At 64.7% G+C, this 17206-nt stretch carries 20 protein-coding genes and 1 pseudogene; 10 read left to right on the top strand and 11 right to left on the bottom strand.

What is annotated here, in order from left to right; translation table 11 throughout:
• Positions 1-42: 42 nt before the first annotated feature.
• Positions 43-1104, bottom strand: coding sequence for a MaoC family dehydratase (locus ACIGJG_RS28725; RefSeq protein ID WP_483673534.1), 1062 nt, complete (start codon positions 1102-1104; stop codon positions 43-45).
• Between the two features lie 467 nt (positions 1105-1571).
• Between ACIGJG_RS28725 and msrA the strand changes: the two genes are divergently transcribed.
• Both msrA and ACIGJG_RS28715 read left to right on the top strand, forming a co-directional pair.
• Positions 1572-2078 (top strand): peptide-methionine (S)-S-oxide reductase MsrA, encoded by a 507-nt coding sequence (gene msrA / locus ACIGJG_RS28720; protein WP_483673533.1) that lies wholly within the window; start codon positions 1572-1574, stop codon positions 2076-2078.
• 191 nt (positions 2079-2269) lie between these two features.
• Positions 2270-3661: pseudogene (locus tag ACIGJG_RS28715) on the top strand (c-type cytochrome); the annotation flags it as partial.
• A 62-nt stretch (positions 3662-3723) separates the two neighbouring features.
• Here the strand turns inward: ACIGJG_RS28715 and ACIGJG_RS28710 are convergent.
• From ACIGJG_RS28710 to ACIGJG_RS28685, 6 genes are all read right to left on the bottom strand, one after another.
• On the bottom strand, positions 3724-5346 hold the full coding sequence (locus ACIGJG_RS28710) for an AAA family ATPase (protein ID WP_483673532.1): 1623 nt from the start codon (positions 5344-5346) through the stop codon (positions 3724-3726).
• 13 nt (positions 5347-5359) lie between these two features.
• Positions 5360-6037, bottom strand: a complete 678-nt coding sequence (locus ACIGJG_RS28705; RefSeq protein WP_140950720.1) for an alpha/beta hydrolase — start codon at positions 6035-6037, stop codon at positions 5360-5362.
• A 92-nt stretch (positions 6038-6129) separates the two neighbouring features.
• On the bottom strand, positions 6130-6441 hold the full coding sequence (locus tag ACIGJG_RS28700) for a hypothetical protein (RefSeq protein WP_140950721.1): 312 nt from the start codon (positions 6439-6441) through the stop codon (positions 6130-6132).
• Positions 6442-6584: 143 nt separating this feature from the next.
• Positions 6585-7403, bottom strand: a complete 819-nt coding sequence (locus tag ACIGJG_RS28695) for a CDP-diacylglycerol diphosphatase (protein WP_483673531.1) — start codon at positions 7401-7403, stop codon at positions 6585-6587.
• Positions 7404-7501: 98 nt separating this feature from the next.
• Positions 7502-7840, bottom strand: coding sequence for a type 2 periplasmic-binding domain-containing protein (locus ACIGJG_RS28690; RefSeq protein WP_049796488.1), 339 nt, complete (start codon positions 7838-7840; stop codon positions 7502-7504).
• Positions 7841-8145: 305 nt separating this feature from the next.
• Positions 8146-8415: a CDP-diacylglycerol pyrophosphatase gene (locus ACIGJG_RS28685; RefSeq protein ID WP_224010235.1), complete on the bottom strand. Its 270-nt coding sequence runs from the start codon at positions 8413-8415 to the stop codon at positions 8146-8148.
• Positions 8416-8558: 143 nt separating this feature from the next.
• On the opposite strand from ACIGJG_RS28685, the gene phnC reads away from it, so the two are divergent.
• From phnC to ACIGJG_RS28655, 6 genes are all read left to right on the top strand, one after another.
• Positions 8559-9404, top strand: a complete 846-nt coding sequence (gene phnC, locus ACIGJG_RS28680) for a phosphonate ABC transporter ATP-binding protein (RefSeq protein WP_483673530.1) — start codon at positions 8559-8561, stop codon at positions 9402-9404.
• A gap of 93 nt (positions 9405-9497) precedes the next feature.
• Positions 9498-10478 carry a phosphonate ABC transporter substrate-binding protein gene (phnD, locus tag ACIGJG_RS28675; protein WP_483673529.1) on the top strand — a complete coding sequence of 327 codons (981 nt, stop codon included), beginning with the start codon at positions 9498-9500 and terminating at the stop codon, positions 10476-10478.
• Positions 10479-10553: 75 nt separating this feature from the next.
• Positions 10554-11366: a phosphonate ABC transporter, permease protein PhnE gene (phnE, locus tag ACIGJG_RS28670; RefSeq protein WP_041680183.1), complete on the top strand. Its 813-nt coding sequence runs from the start codon at positions 10554-10556 to the stop codon at positions 11364-11366.
• A 29-nt stretch (positions 11367-11395) separates the two neighbouring features.
• Positions 11396-11935: a phosphonate degradation HD-domain oxygenase gene (locus ACIGJG_RS28665; RefSeq protein ID WP_483673528.1), complete on the top strand. Its 540-nt coding sequence runs from the start codon at positions 11396-11398 to the stop codon at positions 11933-11935.
• Positions 11932-12132 (top strand): hypothetical protein, encoded by a 201-nt coding sequence (locus ACIGJG_RS28660; protein WP_483673527.1) that lies wholly within the window; start codon positions 11932-11934, stop codon positions 12130-12132. The genes ACIGJG_RS28665 and ACIGJG_RS28660 overlap by 4 nt, the downstream gene beginning before the upstream one ends.
• The gene (locus tag ACIGJG_RS28655) at positions 12099-12419 is read left to right on the top strand and encodes a GNAT family N-acetyltransferase (protein ID WP_483673526.1); all 321 of its coding nucleotides are present in this window, start codon (positions 12099-12101) and stop codon (positions 12417-12419) included. Before ACIGJG_RS28660 ends, ACIGJG_RS28655 begins: the two co-directional genes overlap by 34 nt.
• A 73-nt stretch (positions 12420-12492) precedes the next feature.
• Here the strand turns inward: ACIGJG_RS28655 and phnN are convergent, their stop codons facing one another.
• The 4 genes from phnN to phnF form a co-directional block, all read right to left on the bottom strand.
• Positions 12493-13074 carry a phosphonate metabolism protein/1,5-bisphosphokinase (PRPP-forming) PhnN gene (gene phnN, locus ACIGJG_RS28650; RefSeq protein ID WP_483673525.1) on the bottom strand — a complete coding sequence of 194 codons (582 nt, stop codon included), beginning with the start codon at positions 13072-13074 and terminating at the stop codon, positions 12493-12495.
• The gene (locus ACIGJG_RS28645; protein WP_483673523.1) at positions 13071-13790 is read right to left on the bottom strand and encodes a DUF1045 domain-containing protein; all 720 of its coding nucleotides are present in this window, start codon (positions 13788-13790) and stop codon (positions 13071-13073) included. Before ACIGJG_RS28645 ends, phnN begins: the two co-directional genes overlap by 4 nt.
• On the bottom strand, positions 13787-15013 hold the full coding sequence (locus ACIGJG_RS28640) for an alpha-D-ribose 1-methylphosphonate 5-triphosphate diphosphatase (protein ID WP_483673522.1): 1227 nt from the start codon (positions 15011-15013) through the stop codon (positions 13787-13789). The genes ACIGJG_RS28645 and ACIGJG_RS28640 overlap by 4 nt, the downstream gene beginning before the upstream one ends.
• Positions 15014-15098: 85 nt before the next feature.
• Entirely contained in the window at positions 15099-15848 is a 750-nt protein-coding gene (phnF, locus tag ACIGJG_RS28635) for a phosphonate metabolism transcriptional regulator PhnF (protein WP_011300304.1), read from the bottom strand.
• 250 nt (positions 15849-16098) lie between these two features.
• Between phnF and phnG the strand changes: the two genes are divergently transcribed.
• Positions 16099-16584, top strand: coding sequence for a phosphonate C-P lyase system protein PhnG (phnG, locus tag ACIGJG_RS28630; protein ID WP_483673521.1), 486 nt, complete (start codon positions 16099-16101; stop codon positions 16582-16584).
• Between the two features lies 1 nt (position 16585).
• A complete protein-coding gene (phnH, locus tag ACIGJG_RS28625) occupies positions 16586-17206 on the top strand; it encodes a phosphonate C-P lyase system protein PhnH (protein ID WP_483673520.1) in 621 nt (206 codons plus the stop codon).

The raw sequence follows: 17206 nt of genomic DNA, 5'->3' as shown, positions 1-17206 counted from the left end.
CGCTGATAAGTGATGTGCATTGAGGCAGGCCGCGCGTGGGGCTTACCGCTGGCGTTTCGGGATGGCGATGGTGTAGTCGAGGTCCAGCACGACATTGGACGGGTGCGCCGCCCTGCCCTGGCCCGGCTCCGGAAAGGCGATTGAGGTGCCGCTGGCGTTCTTTACGCCGATCATGCGCAGGCGCAGCGCACCGACGTGCTCCTGGCCGAGGTCGACTTTCTCCAGCACCTGCGTCGCGCACGCGATGGTGTCGCCCGCATAGGTCGGGTTCACGTGGCTGCCCCCGTTGATCGCAATGATTGACAGGCCGTTCTCCAGCCCGTCATAGGCCAGCGCGCGGCATACCGAGATGATGTGCCCGCCGTAGACCAGGCGTTGCCCGCCGTTTGCGGCCATGGCGTGCCCGTCGAAGTGAGCCCGGGCCGTGTTCTGGTACAGGCGCGTAGCGAGGCTGTGGTCGCTGTCGTTGATCGTCATCGCGCCCGGGTGGTCGATGCGCTCGCCTATCGCGTAGTCCTCCCACAGGTCATCGAAGCCCGTCATGCCCGTGATCTCGCGCACGCGCGCCGTGTAGTCGCTACGGCGCAGGCGCTCGGCTGGTACCACGGCCTGGGTGGACGGCACCACTGCTTCGCCGCACACGGCGCCGTGGTCGCGCTTGTGCACCATCACCCAGCGCACCCATCTCAGCACTTCGCGGCCATGCTGGTTGCGCGCGGTCGAGCGCACGTAGACCACGCCGCTCTTGCGGTTGGAGTTCTCCTTGAGACCGATCACTTCGGTTCCCACGGCCAGCGTGTCGCCCGGATAGACGTGCGAGACAAAACGCACTTCCGCATAGCCGAGGTTCGCCACGGCATTGAGAGAGATATCGGGCACCGTCTTGCCGAACGCCGTGTTGAACACCAGCATGTCTTCCAGCGGTCGATGCTCGAAGCCCAGGTGCCGGGCATTGGTCTCTGCGGTGCACAACGCCGTGCGGCTGCCGGTCAGCCCGATATACAGGCTGCGGTCACCTTCGGTCAGCGTGCGCGGCGTGGCATGGCTGATCTTCATGCCGACGCGGAAGTCCTCGAAATAGTTGCCGCTGCGGTCCTTCTTCATATGCGTTTCCTTGTCCCTCATGGCCCTGGTTGCGTGTTCTGCTGCCTTGCTATATGTACGTACATAGTGATTGGCGAAACGGACAATGTCAACTGGATTTCGGTGCGTCATGGCTATGGAATGCGTTTGCATAAGGCGAATAATGCCCACCAAATTCGGGTGGGTATCCGCGTTATTATGTACGTACATAAATGCATTGATAATGACGGAATCCCAGAACGCCGCCAGGAGTGCAAGGTGCAGGAGCTGAGCTCGAACGCGTGCCGCGACTCGGCAACGGGAAAGAACGCGTGGGAACTGCAGGAACAGGAAAGCGGAGCCAGCTGTTGCAGACCCTGAAAGCGGCGCAGCGGTTGCAGCTCAGTTCCTGGCTGCACGCCGCGGCGGGCTATCGTGCACAATGCGCGAATGTGCCGGCGCGGCGAGTCATACGCGGTGCGGCAGCAACCGAACAGAGAGGGAGAACCATGACGACGCAAAGCGAAATCGCTATCCTGGCAGGCGGCTGCTTCTGGGGCATGCAGGACCTGCTGCGACGGTACCCGGGCGTATTGGCAACGCGCGTGGGCTACAGCGGCGGCGACGTGCCGAATGCCACCTACCGCAACCATGGCACCCACGCAGAAGCAATCGAAGTCGTGTTCAATCCGCAGCAGGTCAGCTATCGCCAGATCCTGGAGTTCTTCTTCCAGATCCACGACCCGACCACCAAGAACCGTCAGGGAAACGATGTCGGCACAAGCTACCGCTCGGCGATCTTCTATCGGGACGATGCGCAGAAGCAGGTAGCGGAAGACACGATCGCCGACGTCAATGCGTCAGGCCTGTGGCCTGGCAAGGCTGTGACGGAAGTTGCGCCTGCAGGCCCGTTCTGGGAGGCAGAGCCCGAGCACCAGGACTATCTGGAACGCTATCCGAACGGCTACACGTGCCACTTCATCCGGCCGGGCTGGAAGCTGCCGCAGCGCGGATGATGCGGGTACGGCGCTGTCGCTAGCGCGACAGTGTCCGCTTGTAGCTGAACCGGTCGCCCGGAAATAGAGTTCGGCCCAGCGCAAGGGTGGCCCCTCGATATGGAAGGGCGTGCTGCGGATGCTTCAGCAGCGGGAACCCTTCGGGCAATTCAAGCCGCCGTGCCACTTTTCCGCTGGCCGCCATGGCTGCATCGATGGCGCGCGCCGCGCAGACTTGGGACCCAGCAGGCAAATGGTGGGAGGCCGGTGGTGGCGGCACGGCGTGGGACACCCTCACCTTCGATCCCGAACTCAACCTGATGTACGTGGGGACCGGCAACGGCTCGCCGTGGGCGCACCGCGCGCGCAGCCCGGCCGGCGGCGACAACCTGTACCTTGCATCGATCGTCGCGCTCGATCCGGACACGGGCAAGTACGTGTGGCACTACCAGGAAACGCCGGGCGACAACTGGGACTACACGTCCACATCGCCGATGATCCTGGCAGACCTGAAGATCGACGGCCAGCCGCGCAAGGTGATCCTGCACGCGCCGAAGAATGGCTTCTTCTTCGTGATCGACCGGACCGATGGGCGGTTCATCTCCGCGAAGAACTATGTCGACGTGAACTGGACCACGGGCTATGACGCCAACGGCCGCCCCGCCGAAGTTCCCGAAGCACGCGCGACCGACAAGCCCTATGACGCGATCCCGGGGCCCTACGGCGGCCACAACTGGCAGTCGATGTCGTTCAATCCGCAGACCGGGCTGGTCTACGTGCCGGCACAGAACGTGCCGGCGAACCTCATGGACGACAAGCGCTGGCGCTTTAATGCCGCTGCGCCCGGTGCGCTGCAGAGCAACACCGGCTGGAATACCGGCAAGATCCTCGGCGCCGCGAGCCCGGCCAACAAGCCGTTCGGGCGCCTGATTGCGTGGGATCCGGTGCAGCACAAAGCGGCATGGACGCAGGAATACGTCGCGCCGTGGAATGGCGGCACGCTGACCACGGCCGGCAACCTGATGTTCCAGGGCACGTCGGACGGCCGGTTGATCGCCTATGACGCGCGCAACGGCGACAAGCTGTGGGAAACGCCGACGGGCACCGGCGTCATCGCTGCCCCGACGACCTACATGGTCGATGGCAAGCAGTACGTGTCGATCGCCGTGGGCTGGGGCGGTGCGTACGGCGCGTACCGCCGCGTCGCGGACCGCGAAGGTCCCGGCACGGTCTACACGTTCGCGCTCGGGGGCAAGGCGGCCATGCCGGAATTCGTCAAGGCTCGCGTGGGGGAACTGCTGTCCGGGGTCAGCTACGATCCGGCCAACGTGAAGGCCGGTGCCGGCCTCTACGTCAGCAACTGCGTGGCCTGCCATGGCGTGCCGGGCGTGGATCGCGGCGGCAATATTCCCAACCTGGGCTATATGCACGCCACCTACATCCAGAACCTGGACAAGTTCATCTTCAAGGGGCCCGCCATGGTGCGCGGCATGCCGGACTTCAGCGGCAAGCTGAGCGCTGACGATGTCGAGAAACTCAAGGCCTTCATTCAAGGCACGGCTGATGCGATCCGGCCCAAGGCAGTTGCCGGCACCGGCCAGTAATGGAAAAGCCGCCTGCTCCGTCAAGCCATGACGGGGTGGCGGCTGATTTGAAGCAAGGACGCTTACTCGATCGCCCGAAACTGCGCGCACAGCCGGAACACGTCTTCGGACAGCGCGATCTGCTTTGCCTTGCTGTACCGCGTGGCAAGCTTCATCAGCTCCTTGATGTCGCGGCCGCTCGCTTTCGGGTAGGCGGCTGTCAGCGCATCGACAAGTTCGTCCTGCAGCGACACGCCGCACTGCTCGGCCTGCAGCCGCCACAGGCGCGCGGCATCTTCCCTGCATGGTGTCTCATACTGGATCGTCGCAATGCAGCGCGACAGGATGGCGTCGTCGACGTCGCCGGTGCGGTTGGTCGTCATGAACAGCAATCCGCTGAAGTATTCGAGCGTGCGCAGGAACTCGGCGACGATGGCGTTGTGCTCGAGGTCGTTGTCGCGGCGGCGAATGTAGACGTCGGCTTCGTCCAGCAGCAGGACGGCGTTCCACCGCATGGCGCGACGCAGGATTTCCATCAACGTGGCGCCGACCGATGCGGCGGTCGTGCCGAGCTGCCCCGAATGCACGCGGTAGAGCGGTTTGCCAACGACTTCGGCATAGATCTCCGCGGTCAGCGTCTTGCCGAGTCCCGGGGCCCCTTGGCAGAGGATGGTCGTGCCGCCCGACTTGCCGGGCACGAAGTCCTGCACCAGCACGTCCATGTGCGACGTCAGGATGTCGATCAGATCGCGATGATGGTCCGGCAGCACCAGCTTGTCCCGCAGTTCGGGCCGGTATTTGTACTCGCTCAGGTGCTGCACGTGTACCCAGATGTTCTGGTGCCACTCCAGGTGGAACAGGTGTACGTAGCCATGCAGCGGCACCTTCTCGAAGCCGCTGACGACACCGGCGCGGCGCCAGAACTCCGCATCGCAGTTCATCTCGAAGCGCCGTTCGAGCCGTTCTTCGTCATTGATGCAGCGTGCGGTCACGCCATCGGCCATGCGCGCCAGCGCGACGGTGTTCTTGCCTTCGACCGTGAAGCCGGCGCGCGTCGCGATGAACTGCGCGCCAAAGCTGCGCTGGTAGCGCACGAAGCGCTGCGCATGGATCTCGTATTCGCGCCGGAACTCCGCACACTCCTTGAAGAAGCCGAATTCCGCAAGCAGTTCGGGGATCGTGCGGTCGACGATCTCGTCGCGCGTGACGATGATCGACGTCGTCATGCCTGAACGGCGACGCGTGGGGTCGGTCTGCTCGGAGTTGGCGGACAGCATCGTGTTCGCGAGCATGTCGATGGCCACATAGGGCATGCCCTGCTCCGGCTCGACATGGCGGATGCGCTGGACCAGCCACGGCAGCAGCACGCCGTCGCGGCTGCGCTGGTACAGCCAGCCATCGATGGCATCGCGCGACAGGTAGGCGATCAGCCCTGCCACCAGCATCTCCAGGCCCGGAATCGTGCGCGCTTGCGGCGCGTTGTAGATGTTGTCGAGCGCAAGCATCTGGAACAGCAGTTCGCGCTCGTTCTGTGCCTTGCTGAGCGTATAGAGCGAACTGAGCGATTGCGCGTCGAACAGGCGCGCCGACACCACCATGTTGCCGTGGCAGACACCGTGTTCCCTGAGCTGCCGGGCCAGCGGCGATTCGGCTTGGATCAGCGCGAGCAGCGGATGGATCAGCGACTGCGGGATTTCGAAATTCATGGACGGCGCTCCATTAGGCCAGGAAGAACCGGATGGCCAGGTCGACGATGTCGGGCTGTATCGCATGCGGGCCGTCGAATTCGACATACTCGACGTCGTAGCCGGCAGCACGGAGACGCATCGCGTTGTTGCGGCCACTGGTCTGAACGGGGAGCTGTTCATCGGCGAGCCCATGCGCGATAAAGACCTTCGGCATACCCTCCTGCATGAATACCGACATGAATCCGCCGGAAAACGCGATCACGTGGCTGGCGATATCGCCGTTGGTGATGCCGATCGATAGCGCGTAGCTCGCCCCGTCCGAAAAGCCGGCGAACGCCAGCTGATCGCGGCGGATGTGGTAGCGAGACGTGACCGCGGCGAGCGCCTGGTGCAACCGCTGGAGGTCGGGACCGTTGCCACCGATCACGATGTCCCATGTCGGAAACATCGAATGCGGTGCCAATACCAGGAATTTATGCTGCGCCGCGCGTGGTTCGATGAACGGCAGGACCTTCCCGGGAAATCCGCCAGCCCCGTGGAACATGATCATCAGCGGCACGGGAACGCCGGCATCCAGCCCATCCGGCACGAAAAGAACCGTGTCGCGTTCGTCGTCTATGCCAAGCCGGTGGCGGCCCGGTGGCAATGGCGCCGCTGAGGGCACGGCATGGGTGAAGGCCATCCGGCCCAGCAGCGAAGGATCGAACATGGCGCAAATGGTACAACGTTCACTTTGTTGATATGTAATATATCACCAACTTGCACGCATGGCGACCGCTGCCGGGGTTGCCGGGAAAGCCTTCAGTGCGTCATGTCGTGCTGGTAAAGCAGGCGCTGACCGTCGGCATTCGCGGCGGCCACTGCGTTGATGGCCGCGCTTTCGGGCATCGGCCCCGCAAGGCTCAGCTCGAACTGGTCACCGAGCATGGGCCGGGCGATCAACAGCCGCTCATCGTGATGGCAATACAGCGCGAAGCTCACGCCATGGCGCACCGCCTGTTTGGCGCCGGCGCAGAACCGGGCGACGCAGATCGGGCAATTCCAGTCCCATGCACCGGGGGCCGACTCAGGCGCACCGGCGTAGCACTGGATAAATTGTGATGGAGTCGCCATGGGCACCCCGCGCTCTCGGGTCGGATGCCAACAGCGTAGGACAAAGGCGTCACCGACGCCGGCTTTATCTCGGCTTCTTTTGATCGCACCAACCCTGATGTGGGCCCACGGGTCACATGGCACGTGGACACCGGCCTGTTGCTTCACTCCGCCGTGCGCCCCAGCTTGCAGGACCGGTCGAGGAAATCGCTCGCATGGCCGGTCGTGCCGGCCGCCTTGTCCACAGGCTGGTCGACGACCAGGAAGCCCGGCGCAGCGTCCTGCCGCGTCACGTAAGTGACGAACACGCCGCGGTCCCCTACCCGACTCGGCTCCGGCAGCCCTTTGCGCACGATGTCAAACGCATTGAAGCGAAGCGCGGTATCCGGTGACGGAATCAGCAGGGCGCGTACCGGCTTGCCCTGGAAACGGAGTTCGGTCCAGCCGTCGCTTGCTTTGCCCGCGTTGTCCGCAACGAACGCGCGCGCGGCTTCGCTGATGCAGTCGAGATGGATGTGAAGCTGGTCCTGGCTGCGCGATGCCCGCGAGTTCACCGCCAGGCCGACGAGATTGTCCGGCACGCGCTTGCCGATCGACTTGCCCACGATGTCGCGCACTTCCCAGCCGAACGCCCATTGGTTGTGAGGACCGCCCTCCCAAAGCGCGGGATCGTCGACACCCGTAACCTTATGGTCGGGGATCACGAGGTAATGGCTCGACCCGATGGCGTCCTTATACAACACGAGGCCGCGTTCACGGTCGACGACGGCGCAATCGGCGTGCTGCGGCTGGTCGCTCGTCAGGCAGCGCTCCTGCACGTTCTTCCACAGGCTGTCACGCGTAATGCCAGGGAACCACAAGTCATCCTGGCGGCATTGCGCGGTCAGTGCGAGCGTCGACAGCACAGCCAATGCCGCGGCGGCCATGCCGCGGCGCCGCCACGGGTGCGAGTCAGTGTTCAAATCAGGGGGAATGGCACGCATGGCGGCAATAATCGCATGGCATCAGCAACCATCTTCAATAGCACCATGCCATGACGCCAACGTGACCGGCGCCGCCGCCGTGGTCCATGCGGGCACGCTTACTTGAGGAACTGGCCCCAGTAGGCTTCGACCTGCTCGACCAGCGCGGGCGGGAGCGCCACATAGTTTTCGACTGCGGCATCGGCCTGCCCTTCGCGCAGCGCCCACCGGAAGAACGCGAGCGCGTCCTTGGTGCTGCCGTTGGCGAGTCCGGCGAGCGGCATCAGCACGAACACCTCGCCCGCGATCGGCCACGCATTGGAACCGGGCGCATTCGTGACGACCTGGTAGAAGTCCCGCTGCGGCGCCCAGCTTGCCGATGCCACCGCCGCGCTGAAGCTGTCGCGAGTCGGCTGCACGTAGGTGCCCGCCTGGTTCTGCATGGCGGTGTACGACAACTTGCGCTGCAGTGCTTCTTTGAGTGTCCGCGGTCATCCGGTGCCAGCGGAGAAACAGACCGCATCACCCCGCTTGCGGCCGGACAATGGGCGTTCCGGCGCAACGCAGGCAGGGAGTGTTTCTATGACAAAAAAGATTGTATGCGTTGCGCGCGGCAACGGAAGGGCATCTCGCACGCAGTGCATGCGAAAGCGAGACGACGTGTCAGTCGTTTTTCATCCATCCCGGCAAGCATTCACTGGATGGACGCACCGCATGGGTGCGAAAACCACGGTTGCGGTCGAGACAGTTGGCTGGCAGTCAGCTAGTAACGACCGTACTTGCCGCCATAAAACGACCCGCTGCGCGGATTGGAAATGATGTATGCGCGGCTTCGCGCCCACGTTTGCGCAGCGAGGAAGACTTCAGGTTCACGCTGGCTCCAGTCGCTCACCATCAGCGGAGCCGAGTCGTCTTCCGACGTGGGGTACACCGCCGCCCTGTGCAGGGCGGCCCGTCCGGGAGTCCCCGGTACGGTGATCATACGAATCGTCACGCGCATCAGCGATTGCAGAGAAGCCCGATTGAAATGCATTCTGGAAACTCATTATGACTGTTGTGTGACGAAATTCAATGCCGCAATTGCGTTATGTTTTGCCCGCAAACCGGCAGCATTCGTCATCGTTCTGTCACGGGCGGCCGCCAGAATGCGCTCGTCATTCAAGCAAGGGAGTCGAGATGACGCATGCCATCGAAGTCCGCGGCCTGACCAAGTCGTTCCGCGCAGACCGCAAGGCGCTTGACGATGTCACGCTCGACGTCGCGCCCGGTGAAATGGTCGCCCTGCTGGGCGCCTCTGGTTCCGGCAAGTCCACGCTGCTGCGCCATATCGCCGGCTTTGTCACCAGCGATGCGGGCGCGGGCGAAATCGTCGTGAACGGCCGCGCTGTCCAGCGCCACGGGCGGCTGGCGCGCAATGTGCGAAGCGTCCGCTCGGAGATCGGCTTTGTGTTCCAGCAGTTCAACCTCGTCGGCCGTCTCCCGTTGATGACCAATGTGCTGGTCGGCATGCTGTCGCGCCTGCCGAAGTGGCGCAGCCTGTTGCGCCTGTTCAAGGCCAACGAGATCCAGGCAGGTCTCCACGCGCTTGCCCAGGTTGGTATAGACGACTATGCGTTCCAGCGCGCCTCGACGTTGTCAGGCGGCCAGCAGCAGCGCGCCGCTATCGCGCGCACGCTGGTGCAGAACGCCCGCGTGATTTTGGCCGACGAGCCGATCGCGTCGCTGGATCCGGAGTCGTCGCGCCGTGTGATGTCGCTGCTCGCGCAGATCAACCGCACGCGCCAGGTGGCCGTGGTGGTGTCGCTGCACCAGGTTGACGTGGCGATGCGCTACTGCCCGCGCGTCGTCGCGCTGCGCCACGGCAAGGTGGTGTATGACGGCCCCTCCGCGGCGCTCACGCCCGACATGCTGCGCGACCTGTATGGCACCGAGGCAGAGGAGTTGTTGCACGACACCCTCGACAGCGAACCAGACGCCGTGCCCGTGCCAGCGCTGGCGGCCATGAATCTCGCAGCGGCCTGACGGCTGTCTTGCATCGCGTTCTTTTCCAGATCCAAGGCGTACTCAAGACGTATTCAACACGTTCGCCAAACCGAATTCCAACCGGAGTCATCCATGCTTCGCAGAACATTCCTCGCCGTTGTCGCATCGACCGTTGTTGCCATGCCGGCCTTTGCGCAGGACGCCAAGACGCTGAACATCGGCTTCATCTCGACGGAGTCGTCGTCGAACCTGAAGTCGGCCTGGCAGCCGTTGATCGATGACCTCAGCAAGACGCTGGGCGTGGCCGTCAAGCCGTTCTTTGCCTCGGACTATGCCGGCATCATCGAAGGCATGCGCTTCAACAAGGTCCAGATCGCCTGGTTCGGCAACAAGTCGGCCATGGAAGCCGTGGACCGCGCCAATGGCGAAGTGTTCGCCTCGGTGATCGACAAGGACGGCAACCCGGGCTACTGGTCCCTGCTGATCGTCAACAAGGACAGCGACATCAAGAACGTCGAAGACGTGATCAAGCGCGGCAAGGAACTCAGTTACGGCGCCGGCGATCCGAACTCGACGTCGGGCACGGCCGTGCCGGGCTACTACCTGTGGGCCGCCCACAAGGTCGAGCCGAAGACGCTGTTCAAGGCCGTTCGCATCAGCAACCACGAAACCAACCTGCTGTCGGTGCTGAACAAGCAGGTGGACGTGGCCGTGAACAACACCGAGAACTTCGAGCGCTATCGCATCAACACGGGCAAGAATCCGTATGACCAGGTGCGCGTGCTGTGGAAGTCGCCGCTGATCCCGGCCGACCCGATCGTTTATCGCAAGGACCTGCCGGCCGACGTGAAGAAGAAGATCCAGACCTTCTTCGTCAACTACGGCAAGGGCCCTGACGCCGCGCGCGAGAAGCAGGTGCTGGCCACGCTGACGTACCAGGGCTTCCGTCCGTCGACCGATGCGCAACTCGTGCCGATCCGCCAGATCGAACTGGCCAAGGAAAAGGCTCGCATCGAGACCGACACCACACTGGCCGCTGCCGACAAGCAGAAGCAGCTCGCCGACGTGAGCCGACGCCTGGCCGACCTGGACAAGGCTGTCAGCACACAGTAAGTCCCACCCGCGGCTGGCGGCATGCCGCCAGCCGCGGCATTGCATTTTCTCTTCTCGCATTACCGGATTGTCCCCATGACCACCACTGCCAAGCACGCCCTGCCGCCCTCTCCCAAGAGCCAGGTGCGGCCCCCGCGCACACCGCTTTCCGTGATGCTGATCTGGGCGATCGTGCTGGCGATGCTTGTCCTGTCCTGGAACGGCGCCGACATGCGTCCGCTGGACCTGCTGCGCGATTCCGGCAACATGGCGCAGTTCGCCGCCGACTTCTTCCCCCCCGATTTCCGCGACTGGCGCCATTACCTGGACGAAATGCTCGTCACGGTGCAGATCGCCGTATGGGGCACGGCCATTGCCGTGTTCATGGCCGTGCCGTTTGGCTTGCTGTGCTCGGCCAATATCGTGCCCGCCTGGATCTACCAGCCGGCGCGCCGTGTCATGGATGCCTGCCGCGCCATCAATGAGATGGTCTTCGCCATGCTGTTCATCGTGGCCGTCGGGCTCGGTCCCTTCGCCGGCGTGCTGGCGCTCTGGATCCATACCACCGGGGTGCTGGCCAAGCTGTTTGCCGAAGCCGTCGAAGCGATCGACCCGCGCCCTGTCGAAGGCGTGCGCGCCACCGGCGCCGGCCCGCTTGAAGAAATCATCTATGGCGTGATTCCGCAGGTGCTGCCGCTCTGGCTCTCGTTCGCGCTGTATCGCTTCGAATCCAACGTGCGTTCGGCGTCGGTCGTGGGCATCGTCGGCGCGGGCGGCATCGGCACCGTGCTGTGGGAAATCATCCGCAGCTTCCAGTACGGCCAGACCTGCGCGGTGATGATCATCATCATCGTCTTCGTGACCGCCATTGACGTGATCTCGGCGCAGATCCGCAAGGTGCTGGTCTGATCGACACAAAAATTCCCCGCAAAATTTCCATGCTGACCCTGACCCTGCCCCGCATTGCATCGCTGTTCGCCAGCCACGGTACTGCCTACTACGGCGGCGAAGCCATCAGCCAGACCGCCCACGCGCTGCAATGCGCGCAACTGGCGGAGCAAGCCGGCGAGCCCGAGCCGCTGATCGTTGCCGCGTTCCTGCACGACGTCGGCCACCTGATGCTGGCCGAAAGCAGCACCACCGATATGCGGCACCAGGAAGCCGCCCCGGATGCGCTGGCCGAATTGTTCGGCCCGGATGTCACGGAGCCAATCCGACTGCATGTCGCGGCCAAGCGGTATCTGTGCGCGGTGGATGCGGGCTACTTCAGTACGCTGTCCGAAGCGTCAGTGCACAGCCTTGCGCTGCAGGGCGGGCCCTTCGATGCCGCCCAGGCGAGCGCGTTCGCCGCTGGATCGCATGCGGATGCCGCGGTGCGCCTGCGGCGCTATGACGATCTGGCCAAGGTGGTTGACCTGGTGACGCCGCCGGTGACGCACTACATGCACATGGCTGCGCGTTGCTTGCGTGCGGCATGAGGGAGTCAGTACTGACGCTGCGCGAGGTTCAGGGTAGCGACGCCGAACTGCAGCAACTCGCAGAACTGCTCGCTACGATGGATGACGAACCCGTGCTGCCGCTTGCGAGCATGCGGGAGCGTTATGCGGCCATGCGGCCATGCGGCCATGCGGCCATGCGGCCATGCGGCAGTATCCCTTCTATCGTTGCTACCTGATGGTAGATGGCGACGATATCCCGCTCGGATCGTTCAGTCTGCTGGTGTTTCCGCTGATGGTTCACGATGGCCGCCCCGAGGCCATCGTCGAAGGCGTGGTCGTTGCGCCGGCGGCGCGCGGCATCGGGGTCGGCAAGGCCATGATGCTCGAAGCCATGCGGCTGGCGCGTGAGGCCGGTGCCTGCAAGCTGGCGCTATCGTCCAGCGTGCGGCGGGTCCAGGCGCATGGGTTTTATCGGGGGCTGGGGTTCAGGCAGCACGGGGTTAGCTTTAGTATTGGGGTTTAGCAGCTTGTCTCGTTCCTGGCAGGCCCTGCGGCAAAAGCGCGTCATAAGGCGTCGGAGCGCTTCGGCTGGTTCTTCAGGCGGATGGCGGCGCAACGCCGACCAGGCGCGCGAAAGCTTCGGCGGAATCCGCCAGCGCGCCGCTGTTGTCGATCTCGACCAGCCGGCACTGCGCAGGCACGGCGAACGCTTCGGTCGCACGCGCCAGCCGCCTTGCAATCGCATCCTCCGATTCGCGGCCGCGCTGCCGCAACCGCGCGGCCAGCACTTCCGGCTTGACGCGGACGTGCACGGCACACAATGCCGGATAGCGTGCCACCGCATGCGGCAGGTACTCACGCGAGCCGTTGACGATGACCTTCAGGCCGCGCGCCATCCATTGCTCGATCTCGAGGCCGATGCCGTAGTGCAGCCCGTGGCTGCGCCAGTGCAGCGCCAGGCAGCCAAGCTCCGCGCGGCGCGCAAACTCGCCTGCTGACAGCGGCACAGACGCCTCGTTGGCATCGGCATCGCGCGTGATATAGCGGTGCGCGACAACGACGCGGTCGTCCGGACCAAGCCGGTCATGCAGCGCGCGCAGCAGCGAATCCTTGCCGCTGCCCGACGGCCCCATGACATAGAACAGGCCAGTGCCGTTGATGTTCGCGGTGCGGGTCATGATTCGAGATAGCGGGCGCCGGCGCCATTGCGCACGCGTCCGTCAAAACCGTAGTGCCGGCCGACAACGAAGTCTTGCCCCGCTTTTGGCTGCACGAAAACGCTGATGCCATCCACGTGCAGCGGCGACTCGAGCAGCGTGCGGCAATCGGCGGACAGCCGCGCCAGTGCGGCATCGGCATCCGTGGGCGCAAGCATGCCGGTCAGTGTGATATGGAACTTGAATGTATCGAAGACATAGGGGTAGCCCCAGGCTTCGAGCATCAGGCGCTGTGCGGCGGTGAGCTGATCGGGCTTGCGTCGGGCCACTTCCTCGGACGTGGCCGGCGCGCGGAACGGCTCGAACGCCTGCACGCTGGCGTCGGCGAGCGCGTGCATGTCGCGGGCACCTGCCGTGTTTTCGTCCAGGCACCAGGCCAGGAAACCGCGCAGCGAGCGCAGCACCAGCGGCGCATCGAACGCTGCGCGTGCCTGCGCAAAGGCGCGGGCAGCGGCATCGAGTTGCCCTGCCTCGGTGCCGGTGGCGAGCCTGAAAGGCGGCTTCAGCGTGGCATGCAGACCATAGTGCGCGGGCGCATCGATCCATGCCTGCGGGCGATCCGCATGGGCAAGCGCGATGCCGGTGTCGGCGTCGCGGCCGAGCCACTGGCTGCCAAACGTGCGGAACGGGCCGCCGGGAGCGAGGTAGATGGCGTAGCGATGGGCTTGCATGGTCATGCCGCCATGCTGTCGTTGCGGGGCACGGCTACGCCGTCGATACCGATCATGGGCAGCGACATGGCCGCGTGCTGCAGTTCGCCACCGACAACGGTGCCGACGACGCGCGGCAGGCCGGCCTGGCGGTCGTCGACGAGGATGGCATCGGCGCGCAGGCCAGGTATCAACGCACCGCGATCGCGCAGGCCGGCGGCGCGCGCCGGGTTGCGCGACACCAGCTTCCAGGCGTCGGGGAGGTCCACGACGCCAAGCTGCGCGAGCTTGAACGCTGCCTGCAGCGGCGCCGGATAGTAGTAGTCGGACGCGAGCACCGTGCACAGGCCCGCGGATACCATTTCGGTCGCGTTGGGTGCGCCAGTGTGGCTGGTGCCGCGCATGACGTTGGGCGCGCCGAATACGACGTCATCGCCCAATTGCCGTGCCGCGCGCGCGGTTTCCACCGTGAGCGGAAACTCGGCGATGCGGCAACCCTGGCGGTGATAGTGCTGCCGCGTGGCCAGGTCCGGATCATCGTGCGACGCGACGGGCAGCCCTGCCGTGCGCGCCGCGGCGATCAGGCGGGACATCGCCGCGGGCACGTCCTGCGCATGCCGGCTGGCGGTGCGCAGGCGCGTGCGGAAGGTCTCGGCATCGCACTCGGCCCGTTCCGCGTATTGCAAGACCTTGCGCTCGTCGTCGATGCGACGGGCCATGGTCGGCAGATGGTCGTTGATGGCCAGCAGCCCCACGCGCTCCGCTTCCATCCAGGCGAGTGCCGTTTCCACGCCTTCCACGTGATAGGCCTCGAAACGCAAGTGGACCATGTGCTCGGCACCGAGCACCGGCTTGAGCTGCGCGAGCGCCTCGAACATCCGCAGCGCATAGGTTTCGCCGCGCAAGCCACCTTCCCATGACAGCGTCACGCCGTGGAATTCGGTCGTGATGCCATGGGCAAGCAGTTGCCGGTCCACATCGAGCAGAGCGGTGGCATAGGGAAAGCTCACACCGGGCCTCGGCATCACGGCGCGCTCGAACGCATCGCCATGAATGTCGACGATGCCGGGCAGCACGAGGAGGTCGCCCGTATCGATGCATGGCCCTGCCTGCGGCACCTGCTGCCCGGGCTGTGTCAGGCAACCGTCGCGGAATCCCAGCGTAGCGGGGCCGATGCCGCCGGTGCCCAGCACGCGGCGGCCCGTGATGCCCGCGAGCGGGGCCGAAGTAGCTTGGCTAGTGGTATGCATGGATAGCAAGTTAGCGCGCGTAGATGACGGCCAGATGTCTAGACCAATATCACGTTGGCCGGTTGCGCTGGCGCGTCTCCGGGCTTCATGGAATGACTGGCGATTCGCTGTCGGAAACGGTGAGCTGCACCCAGTCTCCTGCAAAACGGGTCATGCTGTATTGCAGCGGTGCACCGTCGATATCCACGTTGAGTGCTTCAACTTGCAGCACGGGGCGCGTCTTCGGCTGGTTCAGCAGGCGTGCGACCGGTGCGCTCGGCATCGACGCGGTGATGCGCGACCACTTGCGTGTGTAGTCGGCAATGCCGAAGTGCGCGAGCGCGCGCGAGATCGACAGTTGCTCCCGGATCTCGTCAGCCAAAGCCGGAAAGCGCTTGCCATCGAAGTAATGCTCGGCGACGTCGATGGTGCGTGCTTCGGCCTTGCCGATCACCTGGACGTGCAGGATGTCCGCCGTACGGGGCAGGCCCAGCTGCTTGGCGACCTCGGGCGCGCGCACCATGCTGCTTTCGAGAATCTCGACGTGGCCGCGCATGCCCTGTGCCGCCAGGTTCTGCGAAAAACGTGTGCGGCGACCGATCGCATAGTCGATCGCATGTTCCTGGACGAACGTGCCGCGGCCCTGCTCGATCCGCACGAGACCATTCAGCTCCAGCTCGCCCATGGCGCGGCGGATGGTATGGCGGTTCACCGCGAACCGGCTGGCCAGCTCGGGCTCAGGCGGCAGTTGCTCGCCGGGGCCATACAGCTTGTTGCGGATATCCTGCGCCAGCGCCTCGCCAATCTGGCGCCATACCGCAACGCCGGAACCTCGTTCGACTTCCTGATCAGACATCGTCTTGCCTTGCCTAGTGTTGCCTTGCCTTTTGTCATCAAGCCTTCACCGGAACGAATTTCACTGGAGTGCTGCGTCGGCTCGCGTGTGTTTATCCGGTCCATACCCGTGATTGTGCCTCAGCCGCGGGCGCATGGCGTTCGAGCCCGAGCACCGGCCAAGTCCGTCACGAAAGCTTCATACCAGTGTGTTCTAGTGTCGCCGTGCTGATACAGTGAACATCTACACGTATAGACGTATAGGGGTGACCATGCAAGACACTGCCATTGCGGATGCTAACGCTGCCCGTGCGGGCTGGTTGCGGATTCTGGCGCTGGCGCAGCCGGATGCGCTTGACGAGGCTTACGCGCAACTTTCCGGGCAAGGCGCACTGCCCGCCTACCGCCTGCTGCGCAAGCCGGAGGCCGGCATGGCGATGGTGCGCGGCCGTGCTGGCGGCACTGGCGCGCAATTCAATCTCGGCGAAGTCTCGGTGACACGCTGCGCGATCGTCCTCGAGGACGGCTCGGCTGGCAGCACCGCGGGAGTCGCCTATGTACAGGGCCGCGGCACACGCCACGCCGAACAGGCGGCCGTGCTGGACGCCCTGCTCCAGCGCGCCGACTGGCACCAGCGCGTGCGCGACACCGTGCTGGCCCCGCTAGCGCAGGCTCACGCTGCGCGTGCTGCCAATCGGGCGGGCGTTGCCGCACAGACGCGCGTGGAGTTTTTCACCATGGTTCGAGGAGAAGACTGAGATGCAGACGCTTCCATTGACCACCACTGCCGCCGCGAGCGCCACGCTGTTGCCGGGTTTCGACAACCCGGTCGAAGACGCCCAGCAGGTATTCCGCGCCACGCTCGATGCCATGGCGCGGCCCGGCACCGTGCAGCAACTGCCCGCCTCCAGCGGCGTGCCGGAGGGCCTTTCGCCCGCGCAGGCCGCGTTGCTGCTGACGCTCGCGGACGCCGACACGCCGGTGTGGCTGCCTGCCGATGTACCGGCCGCCGTGCGCTCGTTCCTTCGTTTTCACTGCGGTTGCCCGCTCGTGGACGATGTCCGCACGGCCACTTTCGTCTGCGTGCCCGCGGGTCATGCGCAACCGGCCTTGGCCGATTGCGCGCAGGGCGAGCCCGCCTACCCTGACCGCTCGGCGACCCTGATCGTCGAATTGGAATCCCTTGCAGCCGGCGAACTCCTGACGCTGCGTGGCCCCGGCATCGAGACCACGCAGACCGTGCGCGTAACGGGCTTGCCTGCGGGCTTCCGCACCGAATGGCGCGACAACTATGCGGTGTTCCCGCTCGGCGTCGACCTGCTGCTGACCAGCGGCGAGCAATTCTGCGCCCTGGCGCGCACCACGCAGCTGGAGGACTGA

The sequence above is a fragment of the Cupriavidus sp. C1SS-2L genome, assembly GCF_057073735.1.
The sequence above is the reverse complement of the archived record's forward strand: the minus strand, read 5'-3'. Positions and strand labels throughout refer to the sequence as shown.